Raw genomic sequence first — 20,590 nt, 5'->3', positions numbered from 1 at the left:
GGGAATCGGTCAGAGTCCGGTCAGGACGTGGGCGAGCGCGGGATAGCCGATGAACACCAGGAATCCCAGGAACAGGCACATCACGGGCAGGGACATGCGTTCGGTGGCGGCCTGGGCCGCGCCTTCGGCGGTGGTGAGTTGCCGGGTGCGCAGTGCCTGGGCTTTCGCCGCGAGGGAGGTGCGCACCCGGGCGCCTTCATGACCTGCCAGGGAGATGGTGGCGGCGAGTTCGGTCAGCTCGGTGATGTCGAGGTGCTCCCCGAGGCGTCGTAGCGTCGCCCAGGGGGTGCTGCGGATGAGGTGGGCGTCGGCCAGTGCCCGGCGGAGACGGGTGAAGGCGAAGCCGTGGCCGATGGCTGCGCACTGGTGCAGGGCGCTGTCGACGCCGGCTCCCCCGGCGAGGGTGATCCAGACCAGGTCCAGGTAGACCGACAGCGCGTGGCGGAACTCCTCGCGTCGTGCGGCGGCCTCCCGACCGACGCGCAGGTCGGGTACGACGAATCCGATCCCGGCGAGCACGACGGCCGCCACGATCGGCACCGGCCACGGCGGGGCCGCTCCGAGCAGGGCCAGCAGGAGATGCCCGAGCCCCGGGGTGAGCAACCCGAGCGCGGCCAGGACCGCCTTCTCCGCGAGGTGCCCGGCGACCGGCGTGTCCAGAACGGCCAGGTCACGGTGGAGCCGGGCTCCGGGCAGCCCGATGCCCCGCAGCACGCGCGCCGCCAGACGGCCGACGAGCCCGGCCCATCCCAGCCCGCCGTCGCCTCCGACATTCGGGTCGACCGGACCGCCGTCCGGGCGGTGCAGGAGTGTCCCCAGCGCCGGGCGTGGCGGGACGAGCCACAGGGCTATCAGCCAGAGCCCTAGGCCCAGGCCGATACCCAGGAACAGTGCCGCGGTCACGGGAGCACCCCGTGTTCGGACCGGGTGTGATCTGCGGTCGCGGTGAGGACGCGAGCAGGTTCGATGACGGTGGCGATCCGGGCCAGCCAGGCGAACCCGGCGCCGAAGAGCCCGCCGACGCCGAGGAGGACCAGCTGTCCGGTGGTGGTGTCGTAGGCGGTGAGGTAGTCGCGGTTGAGCACGACCAGGCCGATGGCGAAGGCCAGCGTGGTGCCGACGATGACGCGGATCGAGGTGCGAGTCCGGGCGCGTCCGGCGTCGATGCGCAGCCGCATCGACACCTGCTCCCGCGCCGCCAGCGCCAAGGACCCGAGGAGGTCGGCGAGTCGGCGGGCCTGCTGCTGTGACGCGGAGATCAGCGCGGCGATCACCAGGTCGGCGGTCGGGTCGGCGAGGTCGCCGGCCAGGTGCCGCAGGGCCGGTGCCAGTCGCTCTCCCGCGCGCAGCCGGGCGGTGAGCGCGGCGATCTGTGGTCGGATGGCGACGGGGGCGAGGTCGGCGGTGGCCAGGATCGCCTGTTCCAACCCGGCGGCGGCCGAGAGGGTGTCGCGCAGCTGCTCGGTCCAGGTCGCGATGCTCTCGACGCGGGCGACTCGCCGCTGGTGGTCGGGGTCGCGGCCGAGCAGTCGGGGCAGTGCGTAGCAGGCCAGCCCGGCCAGGACTCCGCCGACGACCCACCCGGTAAGCACCGACCCCGCGAGGGCGACGCCGACCGCAGGCACCGCGCGCCGCACCGTCGGCCCACGGTGTTCCCGTGCGGGTCGCGACGACCGGGGCGCCCGGTCGGGGGCAGGGGCGTGCCAGCCGGTGACGAGGAGAAGCACACCGAGGCCGAGGCCGATGCCGAGGAGCGCGGCCCAGGTGGTCATGCCGGTCACGACGTCCACGTCCCGCCGCGAGTGAGAACGTCGGGGTCCATGCCGACGGCGATCAGGTCTTCCAGGGTGTCGGTGGACAGTGCCCCGGCGACCGGTCGGGCGCGGCGGTCGGGTCCGGGCCGGTAGACCTCGTTGGAGATCACCTGGGCGCCGTCGGCGCCGACGACCTCGCGGATCGAGGACACCACCCGTGTCCGGCGGTCTGCGGCGTGGGCGAGGTGCACCACGACGTGCACGGCGGAAGCGACGAGCAGGTTTGTCGCCTCCACTGGCAGTCGTTCGGCGCCTTGGGCGGCGTAGGAGGCCAACCGGGCGAAGGCGATCTTCGAACTGGAGGCGTGCAGGGTGGCCATGCTGCCGTCGTTGCCCTGCGACATGGCGTTGCACATCGGGATCACCTCGGGGCCGCGGATCTCCCCGACGATCACCCGGTCCGGAGACATCCGCAGTCCCCACCGCACCAGCTCGGCCTGGGACACGGTGCCTTCGCCTTCGATGTTGGCCTCGCGGGCCTGCAACGCGGTGACATCCGGGTGCCGATCGCCGTCGGCGTCGAGACCGAGCTCGAAGGCGTCCTCGATGGTGACCAGGCGCTCGCGGGGGTCCATCTCGGAGGCCAGCGCCCGCAGCAGCGTGGTCTTGCCGATGCCCGTGCCACCGGTGATCAGGATGTTCTTCCGCGCCCGAACCAGCGCTCGGAGGAACTCGACGAGCCCGTCGTCGAGGGTGCCGCTCCTCCGGAGTTGGCCGAGGGTGGCGTGGCGATGCCGGTGGCGGCGGATCGACAGCGACGTCACCCCACCGGCGGTCAGCCCGGTCACCGCGAACAGCCGCTGACCGCCGGGCAACTGCACGTTGACCGACGGGGAACCCCGGTCGAAGCGGCGCTCCTCCGCACCCGAGCGGGCGGAGAGCAGCCGGACGAGGTCGGTCAGCTCCTCATCGGACCCGGCGATCGGACGGACTCGCTCCCGGCTCCCGTCGGAGTACTGGACGAACACCCGATCCCACGAATTGGCGTTGATCGTCTCGATGGACGGGTCGTCCAACAGCGGCTGCAACCCGGCCATCCCGAACACCTCGTCGAGGGCCTCCGCGACGACCCGCGCCTCGACGTCGCCCGGGGCGAGTGCCCGGTTGGCCATCAGCTCGGCTTCGCTGTGCGCCTGGACGGACTCGGCGAGGATCGCCTGAGCCAGCACCCGCCGCCCCTCGGGGGTGGACGGCACACCGGAGCGTTGCTGCTGGGCCGCGACTCGCTCAGGGAGCACCGTCGTCAGATCAGTACGCAGCCGACGACGCAGCCTGTCCACGACGCCACCACCAGGCGGTTCGTCGACGAACCCTGATGCGCGAGGGGAGGTCTCCTGTCGTCGGCGCTGTGACAGTGGCGGTCGGGAGTCGAAGGAGGTCATCGGGTCGTCCTTGTCGTCGTCAGATCCTCGGCGGCAGCCGCCAGCGGCGCGACCGCCTTTTCTGCGAGCGCGATCGGATGTCGCACTCCGGCCTGAACAGGTGCGGCATCGGGCCCGGAAGTTCGAGGGACGTCGGCGTCTCGGGTCGTCAAGGCTCGGGCGACCTGGTGGGCGACGCGAGCGAGCCCGGAACGGGTCACCGTCCTGCGGCTGGTGGGGCGTCCGCTGAGCGCTGCGGCGCTGCGCGGGTCGTGTGGAACCTGAGCCAGCACCGGGACGCCCAGCTCGCGGGTGACCTCGCTGCTGGAATGCCCCTCGCCGACGAGGACCAGCGCGGGGTGTCGGGACCATCGGCCCACGGTGGTCAGCCGCGCCGCGAGGTGGGCCAGCTCATCGGCATGGGCTCCGCTCATCAACAGCAACGCATCCGCCGCCGCCACCAGCGGCCACGCAGGCGACGCGGGATCCAGACGCCCGCAGTCGACGAGCACCACCCCGCCCGCCCGTCCCGCAGCGACCAGCACACCGGCCCGATCACGTGCGGGGGCCAGCGCGGTGACGGCCGCCCTAGCCTGCGCCGCGCCCGGCGGAGCAGCGACGACGGGCACTTCCGAGGGCAACGGCCACGCGTGCCGCCACACCAGCTCGGGATCGTCGTGGGTGCGCCCCGCCGCGGCGAGGCTGACCAACCCGGGTGAGGTCGGTAGTCCGAACCGCACCCCGAGGTCCCCGCCCGAGGGATCGCACTCGACGAGGACCCGCCGACACCCGCCAGGCCAGGTCGCTGCCAGCGCCACGGCGAACGTGGTCACCCCGGGAGACCCTTTGAGACTGGCCAGGGCGATCAGCATCACCGATCACCGCCCAGGACGACCACCGAGATCTGCCCGTCGGCCACGGCCGCGACCTCCCGTGCGTCATCGGACGCCAGTTCGACGCTGAGGACCGTCGTCGACGTCGTCTCCCGTGTGGTGACGCCGACGACCGTCGCCGCCCACGTCTCGGCGGCCCCGACGCCTTCAAGAGCCGACTCGTCGGGGGCTGCGACCAGGGACACCGCCGCCCCGGCGGCGACCTCCGGGGGAACGCGCCCGTCGGGCACCGCCACCGCCGTCATGGCTCGATCCGCCGCAGGCACCAGGACGGTGCCCACCGCGTCGCGGTGGAGCAGAGCACCCGCCGGGAGGCTGGTGCCCATCGGACGGCCGAGGACGCCGTCGACGGCGACGGCCTCGACCACCGGAAGATCGGGGTCCGCCCCGACTTGTACCTCGCGCAGGTCGGCGGCCGTAAGCACATGGCCCACCGACACCGGACGCGCCACCGCGAGCACCGCACGCCGCTCGCCGGCCGTGGTCCACATCCACACCGAACCGGCCGCGCACGCCAGGACCAGCACACCACCCACAGCCAGATGCGGCACACGCCGTCGACTTCTGCCCGGCGGCCGAGATCGCGGCCCCTTCCCTCCACTGGCCCAGTGCTCCGCCGATGCTGCGGCCGTCGAGGCCGATTCTTGCGTCGTGACGTTCACGAACTACCTCCAGAGGAGTGGAGTGAGGGACCCGTCGTCCGCCCGAGCAGCGACGACGAGAACGAGTAGAGGAGAGAACCGAGAAGTTGAAGCCAGCTCGGGGAAGCGACCACCGGCGAAAGGTCGCTCAGCCGGTGTTGAGGGCCTGGGACTCGGCGACGCGCACCGTGGTGGTCGCCTCGGTCGTCAGGTCGGGGAACGTCCCTCCGGCGCCGCCGCCGGACCAGGTGATCTCCCACCGCACGGTCGCGGTCAGGGGGAATTCCCGGTCGGGCTGGTGGTCGGAGGAGCTGCGGTAGACGTGCCCGCAGTCCGGTGAGGGGGCTTCGGGATCGCCGTCGGCGGGGAACGGGGTGCCGGGGCCGGTGCAGGTCACCGAAGCTCCGTCCCCGGTGGACCAGGTCGTCGACACCGGGCGGGCTGTCGCGGTGACCGACACGCCGGGAACCGACGCCGTCGCCGACCGCGCACCCCAGCTGGTCTCCTCCAGCCACAGCCACGTCGGCAGGTGCACGAGCTGGTCCCCGGTCGGGGACGTCGCGATGCTCGGCTGCGGCAGCCGCAGCTGGTCCCGCGCCAGCGCGGCCAACTCCTCCGGTGAGGGCAACAGCTCAGCGCCTGGTTCCTCGCCGTCGGGAATCCACACGGGCGGCCGGTACAGGGCGTCGCGGTAGCCCTCCGTGGAGCACTGCCACACATACCAGGCACCCGGCTCCTCCCCGTCCTGCACCGGAACCGCAGAGTCCGGAGCCCGGCTCGACACAGCGGCCCGCGAACGGTGTGCAGCCGGCACCACCGCCGGAAGCGTCGGGGACGCCGACGGGAAGACCGAGGCCGGGATCGCACCCGGGGGTGACTGGTAGTCGCTACGGACGTACTCGCACTCGGCCAGTCCGTCGTCCTCGCCGTCGCCACCGGGTGCGGGCGCCTGCTCGCCGCCGCCCTGTCTGTCCTGGGCCGGAGGCCGGGGCGATCCGGGCGAGGGGATGCCGGGAGCCGGGCCGTGTCCGTCTGACCCGGCACCGAGATCGCAGCCGGGCCGGGGGATCTGCCAGCAGTCGACGTCACGCCAGCCGTCAGCGGCGGAGGTGTGCGCCGCGCCGGTGAGCAGCAAGAGGGCAGCGGAACCGACGGTCACACCGAGGCGGGTCAGGTTCAGCATGTTCCCACCTCGTGAACGCCGAAGTCGGTGACCATCCAGTCGTGGTTCGGCTGGCGCTCGACGATCGCGTTGATCCGCCGTCGTCCACCGGGTTCGTCGTCGGCCAGCTGCCCCTCGGCGGTGTACTTCAGCCAGTTCGACCCGTCACCACAGTCGGTCACGATCACCGTCGTCGGATCGCCTGCGGGTTCGGCTGAGGAGACCGTCGGGTCGAGGATCGGTTCTCCTCGGGTGACCAGGCCGTTGTAGGCATCGGCGTAGAGGCCGCGGGTCAAGGTCGACAATGCCTGGCCGGTGGCGTGCGTGGCCAGGGCAGGGTCCTGCCAGTGCGCCGTCGTTCCCGCGGCGACGAAGGCAGCCCACATTCCTTCATACGCAGCCACCGCCGCTGCTTCAGCGTCGTCGTGAGGAGAAGGCGACGGGCTGCTCGTGGCAGAGGACTCCGGTGACGTGTTCGGGACCGTCGAGGATCGCGCCGGCGAATCAGCGGAATCAGTTGTGGTGCAGGCGGTCGCGGTGGCGACGGATAACACCGCCACCGCCAGGGCGGCCCAGCTCCGTGAATCGGGGACGAATCGGGGCTTCACTCTGACCTCCAGATCCGGGGGTATCGGGGATGGCATATCTCTACCGCCCGACCTGGCACTCACCGCAAGGTGAGTAAGAACGCGTATTGATGCGCGTATGGGCACCAGCCTCGACAATCACCCGAACGGAGTACACAATCGGTGACTGGTCACGGAATGCGTCGATCACTGATCTCTGCATTGTTGAACAAGTGCCCGAGAGGATCTTTTTCTTTTGTTCAGTGCGTGATGGAAAGTATGATCGAAAGGAATTGATCTCGTGCTGATGTGGTGGGGCCTCTGTGGCTGGACGCTGCTCGGCGCCGCCTGCGGAGTGGGCGGCAGCGCGGTGATACGACGGTTCTCGAACACCCGGCCGCCGACACGGCGTCACGGCTCGACCGGGCCGCTGGCCGTCGGGACGGCCCTGCTGTTCGGACTGTTGGCCTGGCGCGTCGGGGTCAGACCCGAGTTGCTCGCCTACAGCGCCCTGGTCGCCGTCGGGATGCCGTTAGCCGTGATCGACTGGCGGGAGCGACGCCTGCCGACGGCACTCCTGCTGCCCGCCTACCCGGTCCACGTTCTGCTGCTCGGTCTCGCCGCACTCGTCAGTGATGACCTGACGTCGTTCTTGCGCGCAGTGTCGGGGATGGTCGTCCTGTTCAGCGGGTATCTGGCCGTGGCCTTGTGCGCCCGAGGAGGGCTGGGAGCAGGTGACGTCCGGCTGGCCGGTCTCCTCGGCCTCGTGATGGGCTGGGCAGGATGGCCGGTGCTGCTGGCCGGAACCGTGCTGGGGCTCGTCTTCGCCACCGTCCAGGGCGCCGTCCTGATCCTGCTGCGTGGTGCCTCCCCGCAGTCGGCGATGCCGCTGGGACCTGCCTTACTCGCAGGGGCGGTCACCGTGCTGCTCATGGCAGGCGGGTGACAGGACGCAAGGCTGATCCGAGTGAGTCGGAGCAGCGTTCGCTGCGGTCCGGTGCGCGATCCACGCGGCGAGCGGCTGCATGACGACGATCAGGTCCTCGCCGAGCGGTGTCAGGCGGTACTCGACCGACGGCGGGAACACCCCGGTCTGCGCCCGGCGTTCGACCAGCCCGTCGTGTTCCATCCGCTGCAGGGTCCGGGACAGGATCCCGTCGTGCAACACGCCGGAACCGGTGGAGCGCCGGGCGACCTGGAGACTGTTGACCCGGCTCCGTAGTTCGCTGAAGTGCTGCGACTCACCGCGCAGGGCGACGAGGATGTCCGGCACCCACTCGCCCTTGATCAGGCTGCGGATGTTTCGAAGCGCTTGAAGTTGAAGCGGGGCATACACGAGGTCACCTTCATTGATCGAATGATGTGAGGAAGAGGCCGTGGCGTGCCCGACCGGGGGGTGTTTCCGGTCGGACACGCCACGAACAGGAGACCGACGTGGGGGTCGTCGCCGTCTCCTAAGGACCCGGCGGCGTCGCTGCGCCTGGAATTCGCGCGGCGCCGGGCGGACGTCGGGGTCGTCTGCCGGACCGGGTGGTGCAGGCGGCTGCGCCACGCGCACCGGAAGACTCAGATCAGCAGGTACGAATCCGGCAGCTACCCCGTCCGGCGGTCTTCGCCTCGTACAGGGCGTCGTCGGCCGTCGCCAACAAGTCGGCCAGCAGGGGCGCCGGAGCGCAGGCCGGTCGCACAGCCGCGCCGACCGACGCCGACACGGGCACCGCTCGCCCGAGGATCTCGACCGGGCGCGCGAGTACTTGAACGAGATTCTGGAGATCGACAGCGTCCCGTTCGGTCAGCGCCAAGAACTCGTCGCCACCGTCACCTCCCAGACGGCCGAGCACCGCCGTGGAGGGAAGCGATTCACGCAGGCGATGGGCCTGGGTACGGAGGACCACATCTCCGCCGCGATGGCCGAACCTGTCGTTGATTCGTTTGAAACGGTCCAGATCTGTGATCAACAGGAGGGCGTCGCTGCCGAGGTGCAGCAGCGCCTCGGCGGCCTGCTGGCCCCACGGGCCGCGCCGCAGGAAGCCGGTGAGATCGTCCCGGCTGAGTCGATGCACTTCTGCTTCCAGCGCCGCCTCGCGGGCGTGGGCGGCGGCGAGTGGGTCGTCGGGGGGTGTGTCCCGGGAATTGCGAGCCTCGACAGCGGTCATGATCCATCCCAACGGTTATGTACGGTTCAACGAAAATGGGTCCTCTTTCGTCGAGCGGCGTGTTCGCCTACTCTGTGGGTGTTGAGTGTTTAACGTGGTGAACACGCTGACAGGACCATAGGCATAACTCGCAACGCTGTTCAACGCATTGAACAGGAAGTCTGCGTGGATGTCACCCAGGTGGGTGATGCGAGGGTGGAGACATGACCACAGAGGAGCAGCTGGCCAACAAGTTCGAGCGACTGATCAAGGATCACATGCGGCGGGAGAAACTATCCGCACTGAGCATGCGAGAGCTGGCGAGACGGATGACCGACGCCGGGTATCCGATCTCCCACGGAACGCTGACCGGTATCCGTAACGGCCGCTCGACCATTGATCAACGGACCATGGATTCCCTGTGCGCGTTCTTCGGCGTGCCGGAGTCCTACTTCTGGTTGCCGCGTCGCCAGGCGTTGCTACTCGGGCGCCTGGCCGACCTCGACGACGCCGACCTCGCCGCGGTGGATCAGCTGATCAGCGATCTGCACTCGCGGCGGACGGGCCGGGCGGAGCGGTGAGGCCGCTGAGCCTGCCTGCCGCTCGGCGTCGTGCCGCCGACGTCCTGCGGCGGGTGACGCTGCCGTCACCGTGGTCGCTCGAGGACTTCATCAGCGGCATTGCCGCAGCGAGAGGCAGACCGATCGTCGTCGAGCCAGCCACCATGAGCCATCACGCGGTCCGAGCCACCGCGCTCTGGGTCGCACAGCCCGAGCTCGATCTCATCGTCGTCGACGACACCGCTTCCGAACTTTATTGTGAGAACGCGACGCTCCACGAACTGGCGCACATGCTGCTGGGCCATGAGGGCCTCCCCGTCCCACAGCAGGCGGGCGCACCCGCTCAACCGACCGAACCCACTCGCGTGCTGCATCGTCGGCATCACACCGACCAGCGAGAGCTGGAGGCCGAGACTCTCGCCTACGCCATCTGGCGAGCCGCCGGCCGCCGCCGCGCGCTCACCACCGCGCACACCGGGTCGAACCGGTTGCTCACCAGCGCGTTCGAATTCCCGGGAAAGGCTCACCGATGAGGGACCTGATCCAGCTCGCGGTCATCGCGGTGGTCCTGATCGCCGTCACGGCCAAGGCACTCCACCTGGGCCGTGACGGAACCAACAAACCCGCGGCCACCTTCATGCTCGCCTGTGCCGCCGTCCTCGCCTTCGGCCTCGTGCTCGAACTGCAGGCCGTCACCCCGCACCTCGACATGGCACTGGGAGATCGCTGGTCCTACGCCCTGCGTCACACCGTCGCCATCAGCTGCGCCTTCTTGTTGCGCTCGGCATTCCTCTGCTGGGTCTGGCTTCCCGGCGACTCACGAGATCGTCGTCTGCGCATCCACACCGCGATCCTGGTCGGCGTCCTCACCCTGCGTTGGGTTCTGGCCGGGCTCGGCACCGACGCGGACGCCGCCGCCGCACTCCAAGACTCGGCATGGACCGCCGCCCCCTACTCGGCTGCGGCGGTGCTGCTCTACATCGCCTACATGCTCTACTGCGCGGTCAGCGTCACCATCCTGGTGGGGATCTGGGCTCGCGATCCCGCCACCCGACCCTGGACTCGTCGAGGCCTGAGGCTCGTCGGCGTCGGCGTCGGCTTCATCGGCCTCTACCTGCTCCACCGCCTCACCTACCTGGTCCTAGCGCTGCTCGACGCGGCACCCGGGTACGACCAGTACCTGGCCGAGTGGGCGCTCATCGCCCTAGGCGCGGTGTTCACCAGCCTCGGACTGGCCACACCCCTGGTCGCCACCACCGTCCCGACCGCCATCCGGCTCCTGCGGGACCGCTCCGCCTACGGCCGACTCGCACCCCTATGGGCCGCCCTCGTCACCGTCCGCCCCGACGTGATCATGAACCTTCGGCCGAACTGGTGGCCCCCACAGCTCCACCAGATCTGGGACCGACTGTCCCTGGCCGGACTCGACCAACGACTGCATCACCGCGTCATCGAATGCTGGGACATCATCGTCTTCCTGCACCCGCACCTCGACGCCCGCATCCGAACACACACCTACCACCAGGCCCTCGCCGACGGACACGACCACGACACCGCCGACGCCCTCGCCCACACCGCCATGATCCACACCGCCCTCGAGCACTACCGCACCAACGCCGACCCGATCCCCACCGAACACCGCGCCCGCACCCTCGACACCCAGACCACCCTCGCCGCCAACGTCACCTGGTGGACCCGCATCAGCCGACACTGGACAACCGTCTGACCCTGAACCTCGAACGGACCCTTATCGACGCAGAGAAAACAAGGCTCCTGTCGACGGGCACCGGGGCTGGGCTGCGACGCGCTCCTGTCCGACCGGATGCGGTGCCCTTCGTAGTCGGGATCGATCGCAGCGGCCATCATCGTTCCGAACAGGGGGACTGAGTGATTCTCGTTGTCGGTAGCGGATGTTGTTCCGGTGCTTTCCGTGTCTCTTCGCGCCTGTGCCGTCTGTGCGGTGCTCAAGGGGCGAGTTCCTCTGTGATGCCTTCCCCTAGGGCCATACGGCGCGCATCGCGGACGCGCCGGTCGTTCTCGAGCGCAGAGATCTTGGATGCGGAGACGCGCAGCTCTCGTCCCGCCGAAGACATCTGTAGCAGTTCCGCAATCCGTTCCAAGGTCAGCCCTGCCGCATATCTCAGATCGACGAGGCTCTCCTGCCCATGAGTGGCCCCGTCAGGACGTCAGCTTCGCAGTCGAGCGCCGCAGCCAATCGTTCAAGACACGGCGGTGTGGGCCGGTGTCTGCCCTCCTCGTAGAAGAAGATCATCCTGGCTGAGGCCCCGACTCGCGCGGCCAACGCTCTGCGGGTGAACCCCAATTCGACACGTCGAGCCGAGAGTCATGACGGGTCGATCCCACGGAAAGGAAGAGGCATGTCTTCATAGAAGGTGAATGAAGAGTTCATTGCAAATGAAGCGTCCTGAACTGTGCGCATACGGTTGTATGGGTACGTTCGTTCGGGCGGTTTCATGCAGCCCGCGCTGCTGTGCAGCGCTGTTCTGACGTGGCGTAGATGCGCACGAGGGCGGTAGCTGGCAGGTGCGTCCAGGTGACGTAGTCCTTGGCCTCAGTAGCTTCGCCGACGCACTCTCAGTGCCACCGGACCCTCTCAACCGTTGGGGCGCCTCCAATCGAAAAGACGGAGCCGAATCACCCCAGAAGGTCGACCTACCGGTGTGCCTCATCGGAGCCCGCCATGTCCGTCGACTCCTGCTCGCCTCACCGGTCCTGGACCAAACGCAATTGGAAGCGATCCAGTCGGTTGCGGTTCTGCACGTGACATGGCGGACCAAAGCTTTTTCAGCATGTCATCGAGCGTGCCAGCTTCGTCCGGCGAGAGGTTTCCATCGTGTTCGTTCAACCAATCCGAGATTCGCTTGCGTCTGATTCTTACCTCAACCGCAGGAGGTACGGGAGTCCAGCGATCTCTCAATGGCTTTTCCCAATAGGACCAATCGATTGGCGTGCCTTTCCTTCCCTGTGAGTCGTGGAGCGACCGCAGACTCGAGACTGCGGACTTCAGCCTGCCGGTGTCGGCGAGCCGCAATGTAGGGTGCGAACCGTGTGATGACGTCACTGTCGCCTCCTCCGACTCTGCGTTCCTGAACTTCGCGCGCGCCCCCCACAGGTCGAGCTGGGTGGTCCGCTTCAACAGGCGTGAGATGTCGTGACGGAAGCTGACCAGCGCTGCCGACGCGACTAACGGCCAGGAACCAACCAAAGCTTGCGCAAATTCCAGTACCAGCTTCGTGATCTCCACGAGGACGATCGTAGAGATGATCTCGTGCAGGCCTGTGTATTGACGACTCATGTCACCTGATCGGGTCGTCTGTTGTTGACCCGGGTTGAGGAGGCCAACGTCGCCTTGCGGCTGCGGGATTGGTGGCCGGGTCAGCAGGACTCGCTCAAGACCGAACGGATCTGCGGAGGAGGGTGCGCGTGCAGTCCCTTCGGGCGCTCCAAACAAAGTTCGACGCTGCGATCGGTTCCTCAGGCGGCCGATGACACCGTCGTGCCGAGCTGGTACTACGGCCAGCAGCCAGCTCTGCACGATCTCGGGTTTCGTAGTCGGCAATCCGAGCCACTCGGAGTCGAGCCTGTCGATTCCGGACGAGGGAAGCTCAGAGGCGGTCCGGTGCGGCTATCCCGAGCAGGCCCAACCCTAGTTTCAGGGTGTCGCCGGTCGCTTGGGCGATGGCGAGACGGTTGGCCCTGATGGTGTCGTTCGGTGCCCGCAACACGGGGCATGCCTCGTAGAAGGTGGTGAACGCCTGGGCGAGGGCGTACAGGTACGCACACAGTCGGTGCGGTTCGTAGGTCTCTACGACCGTGTCCAGGACGCTGCTCAACTCGTCGAGGTGGATGAGGAGAGCTCGCTCGGCGGGTTCCAACGCCACATCGGTGTCCAGGACCGCGGACGCGCTGTGCTGAGCCTCGCCCCGGCGGAGCAGCGACCGGATGCGGGCGTGGGCGTACTGGAGGTACACGCCGGTGTTGCCGTTGAGCGACACCATCCGGTCGATGTCGAACACGTAGTCCCTGGTGCGGCTGGTGGACAGGTCCGCGTACTTCACCGCGCCGATCCCGATCTCGCGGGACAGCTGGTCCAGCGCCTCGGCGTCGAGGCCGGAGTCGCGTTCCTGGACGGTCGCCTTGGCGTGGGTGACCGCCTCGTCCAGCAGGGAGATCAGTCGGACTGTCTCGCCGGCGCGTGTCTTGAACGGCTTGCCGTCCTTGCCCAGCACCGAACCGAAGGAGACGTGCACCGCCTCCACACCGTCGGTGAGGTACCCGGCCCGGCGGGCTGCTTCGAAGACCATGCGGAAGTGCAGCGCCTGTCGCGAGTCCACCACGTAAAGGACCCGATCCGCGTCGAGGGTGCCTACCCGATAACGGATCGCCGCCAGGTCGGTGGTGGCGTAGCCGAACCCGCCGTCGGACTTCTGGATGATCAGGGGGACCGGTTTGTCGTCCGGGCTGCGGATGTCGTCGAAGAAGACGCACAGCGCGCCGTCGCTGCGCACCGCGATCCCGCGCTGCTCCATGTCCGTGACGACGTCGCTGAGGAAGGGGTTGTAGAAGCTCTCCCCGACCGCATCGTCGTCGGTCAGCAATACGTCCAGCCGGTCGTAGACCTCGTTGAAGTAAACCTTCGACTCGCGGACGATCTCCTGCCACCCGGCCAGAGTCCGCTCGTCGCCCGCCTGCAACTCAACCACTCGGCGCCTGCTGCGGTCGGCGAACTCGGGGTCGCCGTCAAACCGAGCCCTGGCGGCGCGGTAAAGCGCGTTGAGTCGGGAGATCGACTCGACCCCGGACGACGCAGCGCGGAACCCGTTCGCCTCCTCATCTTCCAGCTGGTGCTGGATCAGCATTCCGAACTGGGTACCCCAGTCACCGAGGTGGTTCTGCCGGATGACTTTGGTGCCGAGGAATTCCAGGATTCGCGCTACGGCGTCGCCGATGATGGTGCTGCGCAAGTGTCCGACATGCATCTCCTTGGCGATGTTCGGCTGGGAATAGTCGACCACCGTCGCCTTGCCGGTGCCGTGGAGACCAACCCCGAGCCGCTCCGCACCCGAGCGGGCGACAAGCTGGCCCAGGATCGCGCTGTCCGCCAGGGTGATGTTGAGGAACCCGGGTCCGGACGCCTCGCAGGAGACGATCAGGTCGTCATTCTCGAGCAACGTGGCAACCTTGGCCGCGAGGTCGCGGGGCGGTACCCCCAAGCGCTTGGCCAGCGGCAACACGCCATTGGCCTGGTAGTCTGCCCGGTCGGACGGTCGGATGAGCGGGTCTACCTCGGAGACGTCTGCGGCGTCAGGCAGCGCCGCGACGATGGCGTCTCGCAGTCGCTGCCCAAGGGTCTGCACGAGTGGTGTGACGGTGTTCATCCTGTTAATGCCTTTGCGTGTCGGGTGAGGCCCAAGGCAGGCTTGGCCAAGAGGTCGCGCAGGGAAATTCTGCCAGTCACCCGGGCTGCTGTTATCAGCAGCCACGGCGTCCGGCACGGCCAGGTCAGATCCGATCGGGTTGGAGCAGCGCGGCCCGATTGTGCTTGACCAAGGCCCGTAGTGGTCGGACGTCCAGAGTCAGTCTCGAATGTCGCCGTTGAGCACCTCGGCGCGAAGAACGACGCCCATCCGGGTGACCGGGCAAACCAGCCTCAGGTCCCAGAACCACTGTGTGGAAGCAGCGCGAGTCGCGCAACGCGCAGTAGATGTTCGGTGACCACGCCGAAGTCGCTCTCGAACACGGCGCCCTCCCGGTTGCCATCGGTGATCGCCAACAAGGCGCGGGCCCGGCAACCAGCGACCGCGGCGCCAGCCAACACCCATGCTGTTTCCAGGTCCACACAGTCGGCATCCAACCGATGGTGCCCGGCGCTGGAGTCCGCAAGGGAGCGGGCGGTGGCGACCGCGACGGTCGGAGCGATCGGAGCCGTGGCCCATGTCCTGCGCCCGGTGGTGCCGTCGTAGGCCACTGCACGGTCCGCTTCGACCATTGCCCCGACCACCGACGGTCCGCCCTGCCGCAGGGTTCCGCACGCTCCGACGAAGGTCACCGACGTCCCTGGTTCCAGGCAGAGAACCGCGTCGAGGCACGCGCTGCCCTGTGGAACCCGAACGACTGTGACTCCGTGCGCATCGGCGCGGGGCCACCAGCCCGGGGCCGGCGACGAGGCAGGGGCAACTGCCTCCAGCACCGTGGTGAACGGAGACAGAACCACCTGCGGTGCCGGGGCTTCGATACCGAACAAGGCGGTGCGTGCTTTGGCTCGCCACGTCGCCGAGGGGCGCGCGATCATCGTCGCTGGGCCAGGGTGGGCAGCGGACACGAGCGGTGCTCGGCGAACAGCAGGTTCTGCCCAGCCAAATCACCGGACATCGCGGCGAACGAGGTGCGGTGCAAGTTGCCGACGGTGAAGCGGGCCGGGTCCAGCTTGGCCAACCATGAGCACCCCGACACAGATCCGTCTGGGGCGACGTAGAGGACCTGGTCCCCGGCCGGGCACCCGGCCGGGACATCTTCCTTGTCTGGTTCGCCCATGCTGAAGTCCAGTTCGACGCCGTCCTTGCGGCACTTCTCGCGCAGGTCAACCAGCCGCCGCTCGACGTCGACAAGCTGCTCGCTGGTCAGATGCAGGTGAGGGTTGCGGACGGCGCGACCTGCGGGGAACACGGTGTTGACCACGATATTGTCGACGCCGACCTCGACCATCCGACTCACGAACTCCTCGACGCCAGCCACATTCGGCGCTGCGACGACATGGGAGACGCGTACGGCGAGACCCGCCCCGAGTGCCGCACTGACGGCGTCGACGGCCCGATCGTAGGAGGCGGGCTTACCACGGAGCACCGCGTGGGTAGCACGGTCCGCTCCGTCGATGCTGACGGTAACCCTTCGCATGGCTGTGCCTGCTAGCCTTTGTGCGAGTGCTGGCGTCAGGTGGTACCCGTTGGTGTTCACGAACACATCGGCCCGCTCCGAGTCCACAGCCTCGACGATTTCGGGAAAGTCCGGTCTGCTCATCGGCTCGCCGCCCGAAAAGAAGAACTCGACCACGCCTACCGCCAGCATCTCCTCGATCGCACGGCGGATCTCGGGCAGTGCCAGGTCTCGCTCCCTGCTGACCTGTGGGTCCGAATCAGTGCAGCAGTGCAGGCAGGCGAGGTTGCAGTATCGGGTGAGTTCCCAGATCACCATCGCGCCCTGCTCCGGATGTCTGAACCGGCATAGTTCGGTTGTCATTATGTTCTCCTCATAGTCGGATTGGCTGGCGATCGCATCAAGGTGCGCAGCGGTGGTTCTTGAGTACCGCAGCCGCCGTGTGCAGCGGACTGGATCCATTGCAGATGGGCGTCAGCCGAGGCAGATTCGACGTGCAGGAGCTTGGTGAACCGGCCTGCCCAAACCGACACCGCGCCAGCCGGGACGTCGGCGCCCACCGTCGACCCAGAGACGACCTACGTGGGCATACCGGCCAGCGCCCGTACACGCTGGCCGTGGGGCGGATGCAGGGACGGGCACCGACTCGACGCGAGCACCAGTGTCGAGTTCCACGACCGCCGCAACCACGTTGGATAGCAGCTGGCTGGCCCCGGCGGTCATGGGGTCCGCCGGGAGAGCTTGCGGGAGTGCAGCGACGTGTCGTCTTCCCCTTCGACGGTGATCCCTGCCGGGGAGAGCGCCAACTCGTGCGCCACCACGGACCGAATCCGTGACACGTCGCCAGCACTGAGCTCGCCGAGCACCTTGACGCGTACGCGGTCGGGGTTCGGATGGAGGACGAGTGCGCACCGAGCGCCGGTCACCTCGGCGACCATGTCAAGGGTGTCCCGCGGCCAGAATCCGTTGATCCGGTGGTCGTCGGCCCGGCCGAGCAGCCGCAATCGGCCCACCGGGCCGATGGTGCCGAGATCACCGGTGAGCATGCTCGTCCTCGGGCGGCCTGTTGTGCCGTCGGGCGCCACCTCGGTGCCTATCACCGGTGTTTCGAGCGCGATCCTGGGTTTGTCGTCGACAGCCTCGATCCAACAGCGCACGCCAGGCTGGGAGGTCCCCACCGTGCCGAGTGAATCTCCGCTTCCCTCGAGGTCGAAGTGGGTCAGCGATCCCGTTTCGGTGAGCCCGTATCCCTCACGCACGTCCGCGACAGCGTGGCGGAGTTCGCGGAGACCAGGCGTGCTCAGTGGCGCACCACCGGAGTCGACAAGGACATGGTCCGGCAGGCGACTGTCGGTTTTCGCGCTGTCGAGTGTTACGGGATTCGCCAGGACGACGACCCGGTCTGCTCGGACGGCGAGGCACGCGGCCTCAGCAAGCACCTCGTCCGCAGCGCCAACCAGTCGCAGCGCCGCGCCGGAGGCCGCAGCGAGGATGAGTCCGGCCACGAAGGTGAAGTTGTATGAAACGGGGAGACTCGTGACGATCACACTCGCAGCCGTGACACCGTAGGCGTGGGCGTACCAGGCCGCCAGTGTGTCGAGTTGCCGTCCGTCGAATCCGAATGTGGCCGCCGCGCGTGTGCTTCCCGAGCTGTAGAGGGCCACCCGCCATCCACCGCCGAAGGTTCCGATGCGCGAGGCCGGGCAGACTTCCCGCACCGTCCGCCCAAGCGCCACCAGCCCGTAGCCACACCCGCGCGGCAAGCTTCTCCCACCCGCAAGGGACGTCGGGACCAGGACGACCTGGTGATCACTATTCAACAGGTGGAGTGTGATCGCGGCTGTGACGTGCTGATCGTCTCCGGTCACCGCGATCCTGGTCGGCGCCTTGGGGAGGGTGATTCCATTGGCCCGCAGTGCTTCTCGAGCCAAGGTGAAACTATCGGTCTCCTCACCGCTGGACAGGGTGAAGCGGGTGTTCATCATGTCCATACCTCCACAGAAGAACCCGTGTCCGGTGGTGCGAGCAGTGATTCGGCGATCCGCGTCGCCAGCAGCCGGGCCGCCGTCGGTGGCGGTCGCAATAGGCGGTGCACAGAGCCCTGTTCCACGATCTCCGCCATCGGAACTTCCAGGGCAGCGAGCCGGACCAGGACCACGTGCAGAGCCGCATCGGCTGCGGCGTGACGCAGTGCCTCCTCGAGGGCCGCCTTACTCGCTGCGTAGACGGCGGTTCTGGCTTGCCGGTCGGACACCACGTCGCTGGACACCGCGATCACAGGAAGCGGGGGCGAGTCCATTTCGCGGCGGCTCAAGATCGCCCGCAGAATCTGCAGATGGGAGCGGCAGTTGACCCGCATAACCTGGTCGAACACCGCCGGGTCCACATCGATCGCCCCCTGCCTGCTGTCCACCCCGGCGGCGAACACGACCGCCTGGAAGGCCGCTGGCGCCCGACCGATCAACACGCACACCTGCTCGACTTCATTCGAATCGGCTAAGTCGACATGGTGGTGCTCGTCCTTCTCGCGCATCCCCGACGGTGCCCGCCTACCGACGGTGGTGGTGGACAGCGATGTCCGCGTCCATAAGGTCGACAGGATTGCCCGCCCGACGACGCCGGTCGCCCCGGTCACCAGCACGCGGGCACGCTCAGCCCGCCGCATGTATCCGGCCGGTCTGGGTGTTGAAGAACAAGGTGCGGACGATGAACGGGAGCTCAAGCACGGCAAGTAGTTGCCGTACCTTGTCCTGTTGGACCTCGTAGTAGTCCTCTAGGACGTTGAGGTGCGCTGCATGAGTGGAGACGGTGTCGAGGACCTCGGACACGATCTCGTCAAACCCCGAATCGAGGGCCTTCTGCGGATCCGTCACCTCGGCAAACGGCGAGTACAGCCGGGCAAGCTCGGCAACCTTCGCGTCATGATGGTCGTCACCATCGAGAACTCGGCAGGCCAAGGTGTGCACGTCCTCGGCGGTGGGGAAGCGGTTCATCGCATAGTCGTCGAACACGGCGGGTGCTGTCCGGTACACCAACAGAGCCGTCTCGAACAGGACACAACCTGACACCGGCTCGCCGTCGAAGGACTCGAACAGTTCGCAGAACGAGCCATCGGGCAGTCGCAGGAACAGGTTGCCGCCACGCGTAGCGAGTTCCGCCTGGTGGGGGCCAGTTCTGAGTCGGTGGAACAACACGCAGGTGATAGCTCTGACGATCGGGCTCGACTCCGGAATCAGGCTGAACGGCGTGGTGGGAAAATGATTCCGTAGAAAGTCGCGATATTCCGTCGGTCGCAGTGCCACCATCACGTGGTCGTCGTCCATCATCGGTGCCAGGACGGGTTCCGCCGCCTGTGCATCCGCGATCGAGCGGAGCAGAGCGGCACCGATCCGCGCACCGGCGACCTGGTCGATGTCGAGCTGCCGGTCGAGATGGATGTGACCGCACTCGACGGACAGAACGGCGTTCTCGCCGACGTCTTGCTGCCCCCACGTCTGTAAGGCCTTCTCAACCAGTTCCTCGACGGTTGACCGACTGATCGCGCTCGGCGCGACGATGCGCACGGTCGCTGCGTGATCCAGATCCCCCTCGATAAACACTTCTCCGCCGCGAACACCTACCCGCGTCCCGGGCAGGTCCAGCGGCACCGTGGTGGGATCTGGTCCGAAAACGTGGAAGACCCGGCTGATCGGCAGCAGCGTCGACGCAGCGGCGAACGCCTCACGAGGGACCGTCTCGGCGTCGTACGACCAAGCATGAACTTGCAACCGCTCCGGTTCGGGGCACTCCAGCAGCCGCAATCGGAGTTTGGTGGCCAGTCTCGCCTCCACCAGGTATGCCGCTACCGCAGCGAAGACGTCACGGGGTGGCAGGTAGACCAACAGCTGGCTGAAAAGGAAACCTATCTTCCTTCGGGTCCGCCGCCGATCACCCTCAATGATCAGCACGTGGTCTGTCGTGTTCTCCGGGAACTGAGCCAACACGTCGCTGCCGATATCGAATCGGCACGTCTCCGGGCGCCGACTCAGAGCCGGGGTGACGACTGCGGCGCTTCGTTGGGCGAGCCGCCCGCGCACAACAACCATGAGTTCAGCCAGTACCTTCAATGATACCGGAATCGCGTGCGAGTTCCGCAGGCGCTTGGTGTCTGGAACCGGTGTGCCGAAACCAGCGGTGCCGACATCGACGATCCGGGAAAAATGCACGAGCTCTTGTTGTAGTTCACGAGGGATCACGGCTGTCGTCCGCCGTTTCGGGTCCTGCCCATTGACGGCGAGACACACTGAATCGAAGAGCCCATCGACATCTCGGATCGCCGCGTGTAACTGCGGAACTCCCTGCGGGCCGTGGAGTGAGCAAAGGACCGACAGGCGCAGGATCAGTCGGACGACAAGATCCTCGACGACTTCCGGGTCCAATTCTTCCGATGTCGCATGGTCGATAGCCGAGAATCCCGCTAGAAGATCTCGCTTTATATCCGTCTTCTTGTTGTAGGAAGTGCTTAGAATCATGCGCATCCCCGTGTCCAGAGTTCCGTATCAATGGAATCTTGTTATCGGATCGT

19 protein-coding genes and 1 pseudogene are annotated in these 20,590 nt (G+C 67.5%); 4 read left to right on the top strand and 16 right to left on the bottom strand.

The features are described from left to right. Nucleotides 1–9: 9 nt before the first annotated feature. From UA74_RS16205 to UA74_RS16175, 7 genes are all read right to left on the bottom strand, one after another. The gene (locus tag UA74_RS16205) at nt 10–903 is read right to left on the bottom strand and encodes a type II secretion system F family protein (RefSeq protein WP_075764760.1); all 894 of its coding nucleotides are present in this window, start codon (nt 901–903) and stop codon (nt 10–12) included. After that, complete coding sequence (locus UA74_RS16200) at nt 900–1,772, bottom strand: type II secretion system F family protein (protein ID WP_075766175.1); 873 nt, start codon at nt 1,770–1,772, stop codon at nt 900–902. The genes UA74_RS16205 and UA74_RS16200 overlap by 4 nt, the downstream gene beginning before the upstream one ends. Before the next feature lie 5 nt (nt 1,773–1,777). Next, nucleotides 1,778–3,196, bottom strand: a complete 1,419-nt coding sequence (locus UA74_RS16195) for a CpaF family protein (protein WP_083683251.1) — start codon at nt 3,194–3,196, stop codon at nt 1,778–1,780. Further along, nucleotides 3,193–4,008, bottom strand: coding sequence for a chromosome partitioning protein (locus UA74_RS16190; protein ID WP_157442248.1), 816 nt, complete (start codon nt 4,006–4,008; stop codon nt 3,193–3,195). The genes UA74_RS16195 and UA74_RS16190 overlap by 4 nt, the downstream gene beginning before the upstream one ends. A gap of 38 nt (nt 4,009–4,046) precedes the next feature. After that, nucleotides 4,047–4,604, bottom strand: coding sequence for an SAF domain-containing protein (locus UA74_RS16185; protein WP_157442247.1), 558 nt, complete (start codon nt 4,602–4,604; stop codon nt 4,047–4,049). Nucleotides 4,605–4,857: 253 nt separating this feature from the next. After that, nucleotides 4,858–5,892 carry a hypothetical protein gene (locus tag UA74_RS32900; RefSeq protein ID WP_075764755.1) on the bottom strand — a complete coding sequence of 345 codons (1,035 nt, stop codon included), beginning with the start codon at nt 5,890–5,892 and terminating at the stop codon, nt 4,858–4,860. Beyond that, nucleotides 5,886–6,275, bottom strand: coding sequence for a hypothetical protein (locus tag UA74_RS16175; protein ID WP_232237280.1), 390 nt, complete (start codon nt 6,273–6,275; stop codon nt 5,886–5,888). Before UA74_RS16175 ends, UA74_RS32900 begins: the two co-directional genes overlap by 7 nt. A gap of 469 nt (nt 6,276–6,744) precedes the next feature. Between UA74_RS16175 and UA74_RS16170 the strand changes: the two genes are divergently transcribed. After that, nucleotides 6,745–7,383, top strand: coding sequence for a prepilin peptidase (locus tag UA74_RS16170; RefSeq protein WP_232237848.1), 639 nt, complete (start codon nt 6,745–6,747; stop codon nt 7,381–7,383). On the opposite strand, the gene UA74_RS32895 is transcribed toward UA74_RS16170, so the two are convergent. Together UA74_RS32895 and UA74_RS16160 are read right to left on the bottom strand one after the other, a co-directional pair. Further along, on the bottom strand, nt 7,339–7,773 hold the full coding sequence (locus tag UA74_RS32895) for a winged helix-turn-helix transcriptional regulator (protein ID WP_075764751.1): 435 nt from the start codon (nt 7,771–7,773) through the stop codon (nt 7,339–7,341). The two genes, UA74_RS16170 and UA74_RS32895, sit on opposite strands and share 45 nt — an antisense overlap. A gap of 235 nt (nt 7,774–8,008) precedes the next feature. Next, on the bottom strand, nt 8,009–8,593 hold the full coding sequence (locus UA74_RS16160) for a GGDEF domain-containing protein (RefSeq protein ID WP_157434236.1): 585 nt from the start codon (nt 8,591–8,593) through the stop codon (nt 8,009–8,011). A 203-nt stretch (nt 8,594–8,796) separates the two neighbouring features. Here UA74_RS16160 and UA74_RS16155 point away from each other — a divergent pair, with 203 nt between their 5' ends. The 3 genes from UA74_RS16155 to UA74_RS16145 are packed head-to-tail and all read left to right on the top strand — an operon-like array spanning nt 8,797 to nt 10,858. Further along, a complete protein-coding gene (locus tag UA74_RS16155) occupies nt 8,797–9,153 on the top strand; it encodes a helix-turn-helix domain-containing protein (protein WP_075764749.1) in 357 nt (118 codons plus the stop codon). Beyond that, entirely contained in the window at nt 9,150–9,665 is a 516-nt protein-coding gene (locus UA74_RS16150; RefSeq protein ID WP_075764747.1) for a hypothetical protein, read from the top strand. The genes UA74_RS16155 and UA74_RS16150 overlap by 4 nt, the downstream gene beginning before the upstream one ends. Beyond that, complete coding sequence (locus UA74_RS16145; RefSeq protein WP_075764745.1) at nt 9,662–10,858, top strand: MAB_1171c family putative transporter; 1,197 nt, start codon at nt 9,662–9,664, stop codon at nt 10,856–10,858. Before UA74_RS16150 ends, UA74_RS16145 begins: the two co-directional genes overlap by 4 nt. A 414-nt stretch (nt 10,859–11,272) precedes the next feature. Here the strand turns inward: UA74_RS16145 and UA74_RS34280 are convergent. From UA74_RS34280 to UA74_RS16105, 7 genes and pseudogenes are all read right to left on the bottom strand, one after another. Next, a pseudogene (locus tag UA74_RS34280) lies at nt 11,273–11,458 on the bottom strand (helix-turn-helix domain-containing protein); the annotation flags it as partial. A gap of 1,300 nt (nt 11,459–12,758) precedes the next feature. Continuing rightward, entirely contained in the window at nt 12,759–14,531 is a 1,773-nt protein-coding gene (gene argS, locus UA74_RS16130; protein WP_075764739.1) for an arginine--tRNA ligase, read from the bottom strand. A gap of 272 nt (nt 14,532–14,803) precedes the next feature. After that, the gene (locus UA74_RS16125) at nt 14,804–15,202 is read right to left on the bottom strand and encodes a hypothetical protein (protein ID WP_075764737.1); all 399 of its coding nucleotides are present in this window, start codon (nt 15,200–15,202) and stop codon (nt 14,804–14,806) included. A gap of 239 nt (nt 15,203–15,441) precedes the next feature. After that, nucleotides 15,442–16,344, bottom strand: coding sequence for a radical SAM protein (locus UA74_RS16120; RefSeq protein ID WP_075764735.1), 903 nt, complete (start codon nt 16,342–16,344; stop codon nt 15,442–15,444). A 401-nt stretch (nt 16,345–16,745) separates the two neighbouring features. Continuing rightward, nucleotides 16,746–18,011, bottom strand: a complete 1,266-nt coding sequence (locus UA74_RS16115) for an AMP-binding protein (RefSeq protein ID WP_198042730.1) — start codon at nt 18,009–18,011, stop codon at nt 16,746–16,748. Continuing rightward, on the bottom strand, nt 18,008–18,667 hold the full coding sequence (locus UA74_RS16110) for an SDR family NAD(P)-dependent oxidoreductase (RefSeq protein WP_198042729.1): 660 nt from the start codon (nt 18,665–18,667) through the stop codon (nt 18,008–18,010). The genes UA74_RS16115 and UA74_RS16110 overlap by 4 nt, the downstream gene beginning before the upstream one ends. Before the next feature lie 10 nt (nt 18,668–18,677). Beyond that, the gene (locus tag UA74_RS16105; RefSeq protein ID WP_157442246.1) at nt 18,678–20,543 is read right to left on the bottom strand and encodes a hypothetical protein; all 1,866 of its coding nucleotides are present in this window, start codon (nt 20,541–20,543) and stop codon (nt 18,678–18,680) included. Nucleotides 20,544–20,590: the final 47 nt, after the last annotated feature.

The sequence above is a fragment of the Actinoalloteichus fjordicus genome (assembly GCF_001941625.1).
GTDB classification, from domain to species: domain Bacteria; phylum Actinomycetota; class Actinomycetes; order Mycobacteriales; family Pseudonocardiaceae; genus Actinoalloteichus_A; species Actinoalloteichus_A fjordicus.
The sequence above is the reverse complement of the archived record's forward strand: the minus strand, read 5'-3'. Positions and strand labels throughout refer to the sequence as shown.

Coding starts and splice junctions, on each gene's coding strand:
- UA74_RS32900 (WP_075764755.1), bottom strand. CDS start 5,892: ATGCTGAACCTGACCCGCCTCGGTGTGACCGTCGGTTCCGCTGCCCTC.
- UA74_RS16145 (WP_075764745.1), top strand. CDS start 9,662: ATGAGGGACCTGATCCAGCTCGCGGTCATCGCGGTGGTCCTGATCGCC.
- UA74_RS16200 (WP_075766175.1), bottom strand. CDS start 1,772: ATGACCACCTGGGCCGCGCTCCTCGGCATCGGCCTCGGCCTCGGTGTG.
- UA74_RS16155 (WP_075764749.1), top strand. CDS start 8,797: ATGACCACAGAGGAGCAGCTGGCCAACAAGTTCGAGCGACTGATCAAG.
- UA74_RS16160 (WP_157434236.1), bottom strand. CDS start 8,593: ATGACCGCTGTCGAGGCTCGCAATTCCCGGGACACACCCCCCGACGAC.
- UA74_RS16120 (WP_075764735.1), bottom strand. CDS start 16,344: ATGGTGATCTGGGAACTCACCCGATACTGCAACCTCGCCTGCCTGCAC.
- UA74_RS16105 (WP_157442246.1), bottom strand. CDS start 20,543: ATGCGCATGATTCTAAGCACTTCCTACAACAAGAAGACGGATATAAAG.
- UA74_RS16195 (WP_083683251.1), bottom strand. CDS start 3,196: ATGACCTCCTTCGACTCCCGACCGCCACTGTCACAGCGCCGACGACAG.
- UA74_RS16115 (WP_198042730.1), bottom strand. CDS start 18,011: ATGATGAACACCCGCTTCACCCTGTCCAGCGGTGAGGAGACCGATAGT.
- UA74_RS16170 (WP_232237848.1), top strand. CDS start 6,745: ATGTGGTGGGGCCTCTGTGGCTGGACGCTGCTCGGCGCCGCCTGCGGA.
- argS (WP_075764739.1), bottom strand. CDS start 14,531: ATGAACACCGTCACACCACTCGTGCAGACCCTTGGGCAGCGACTGCGA.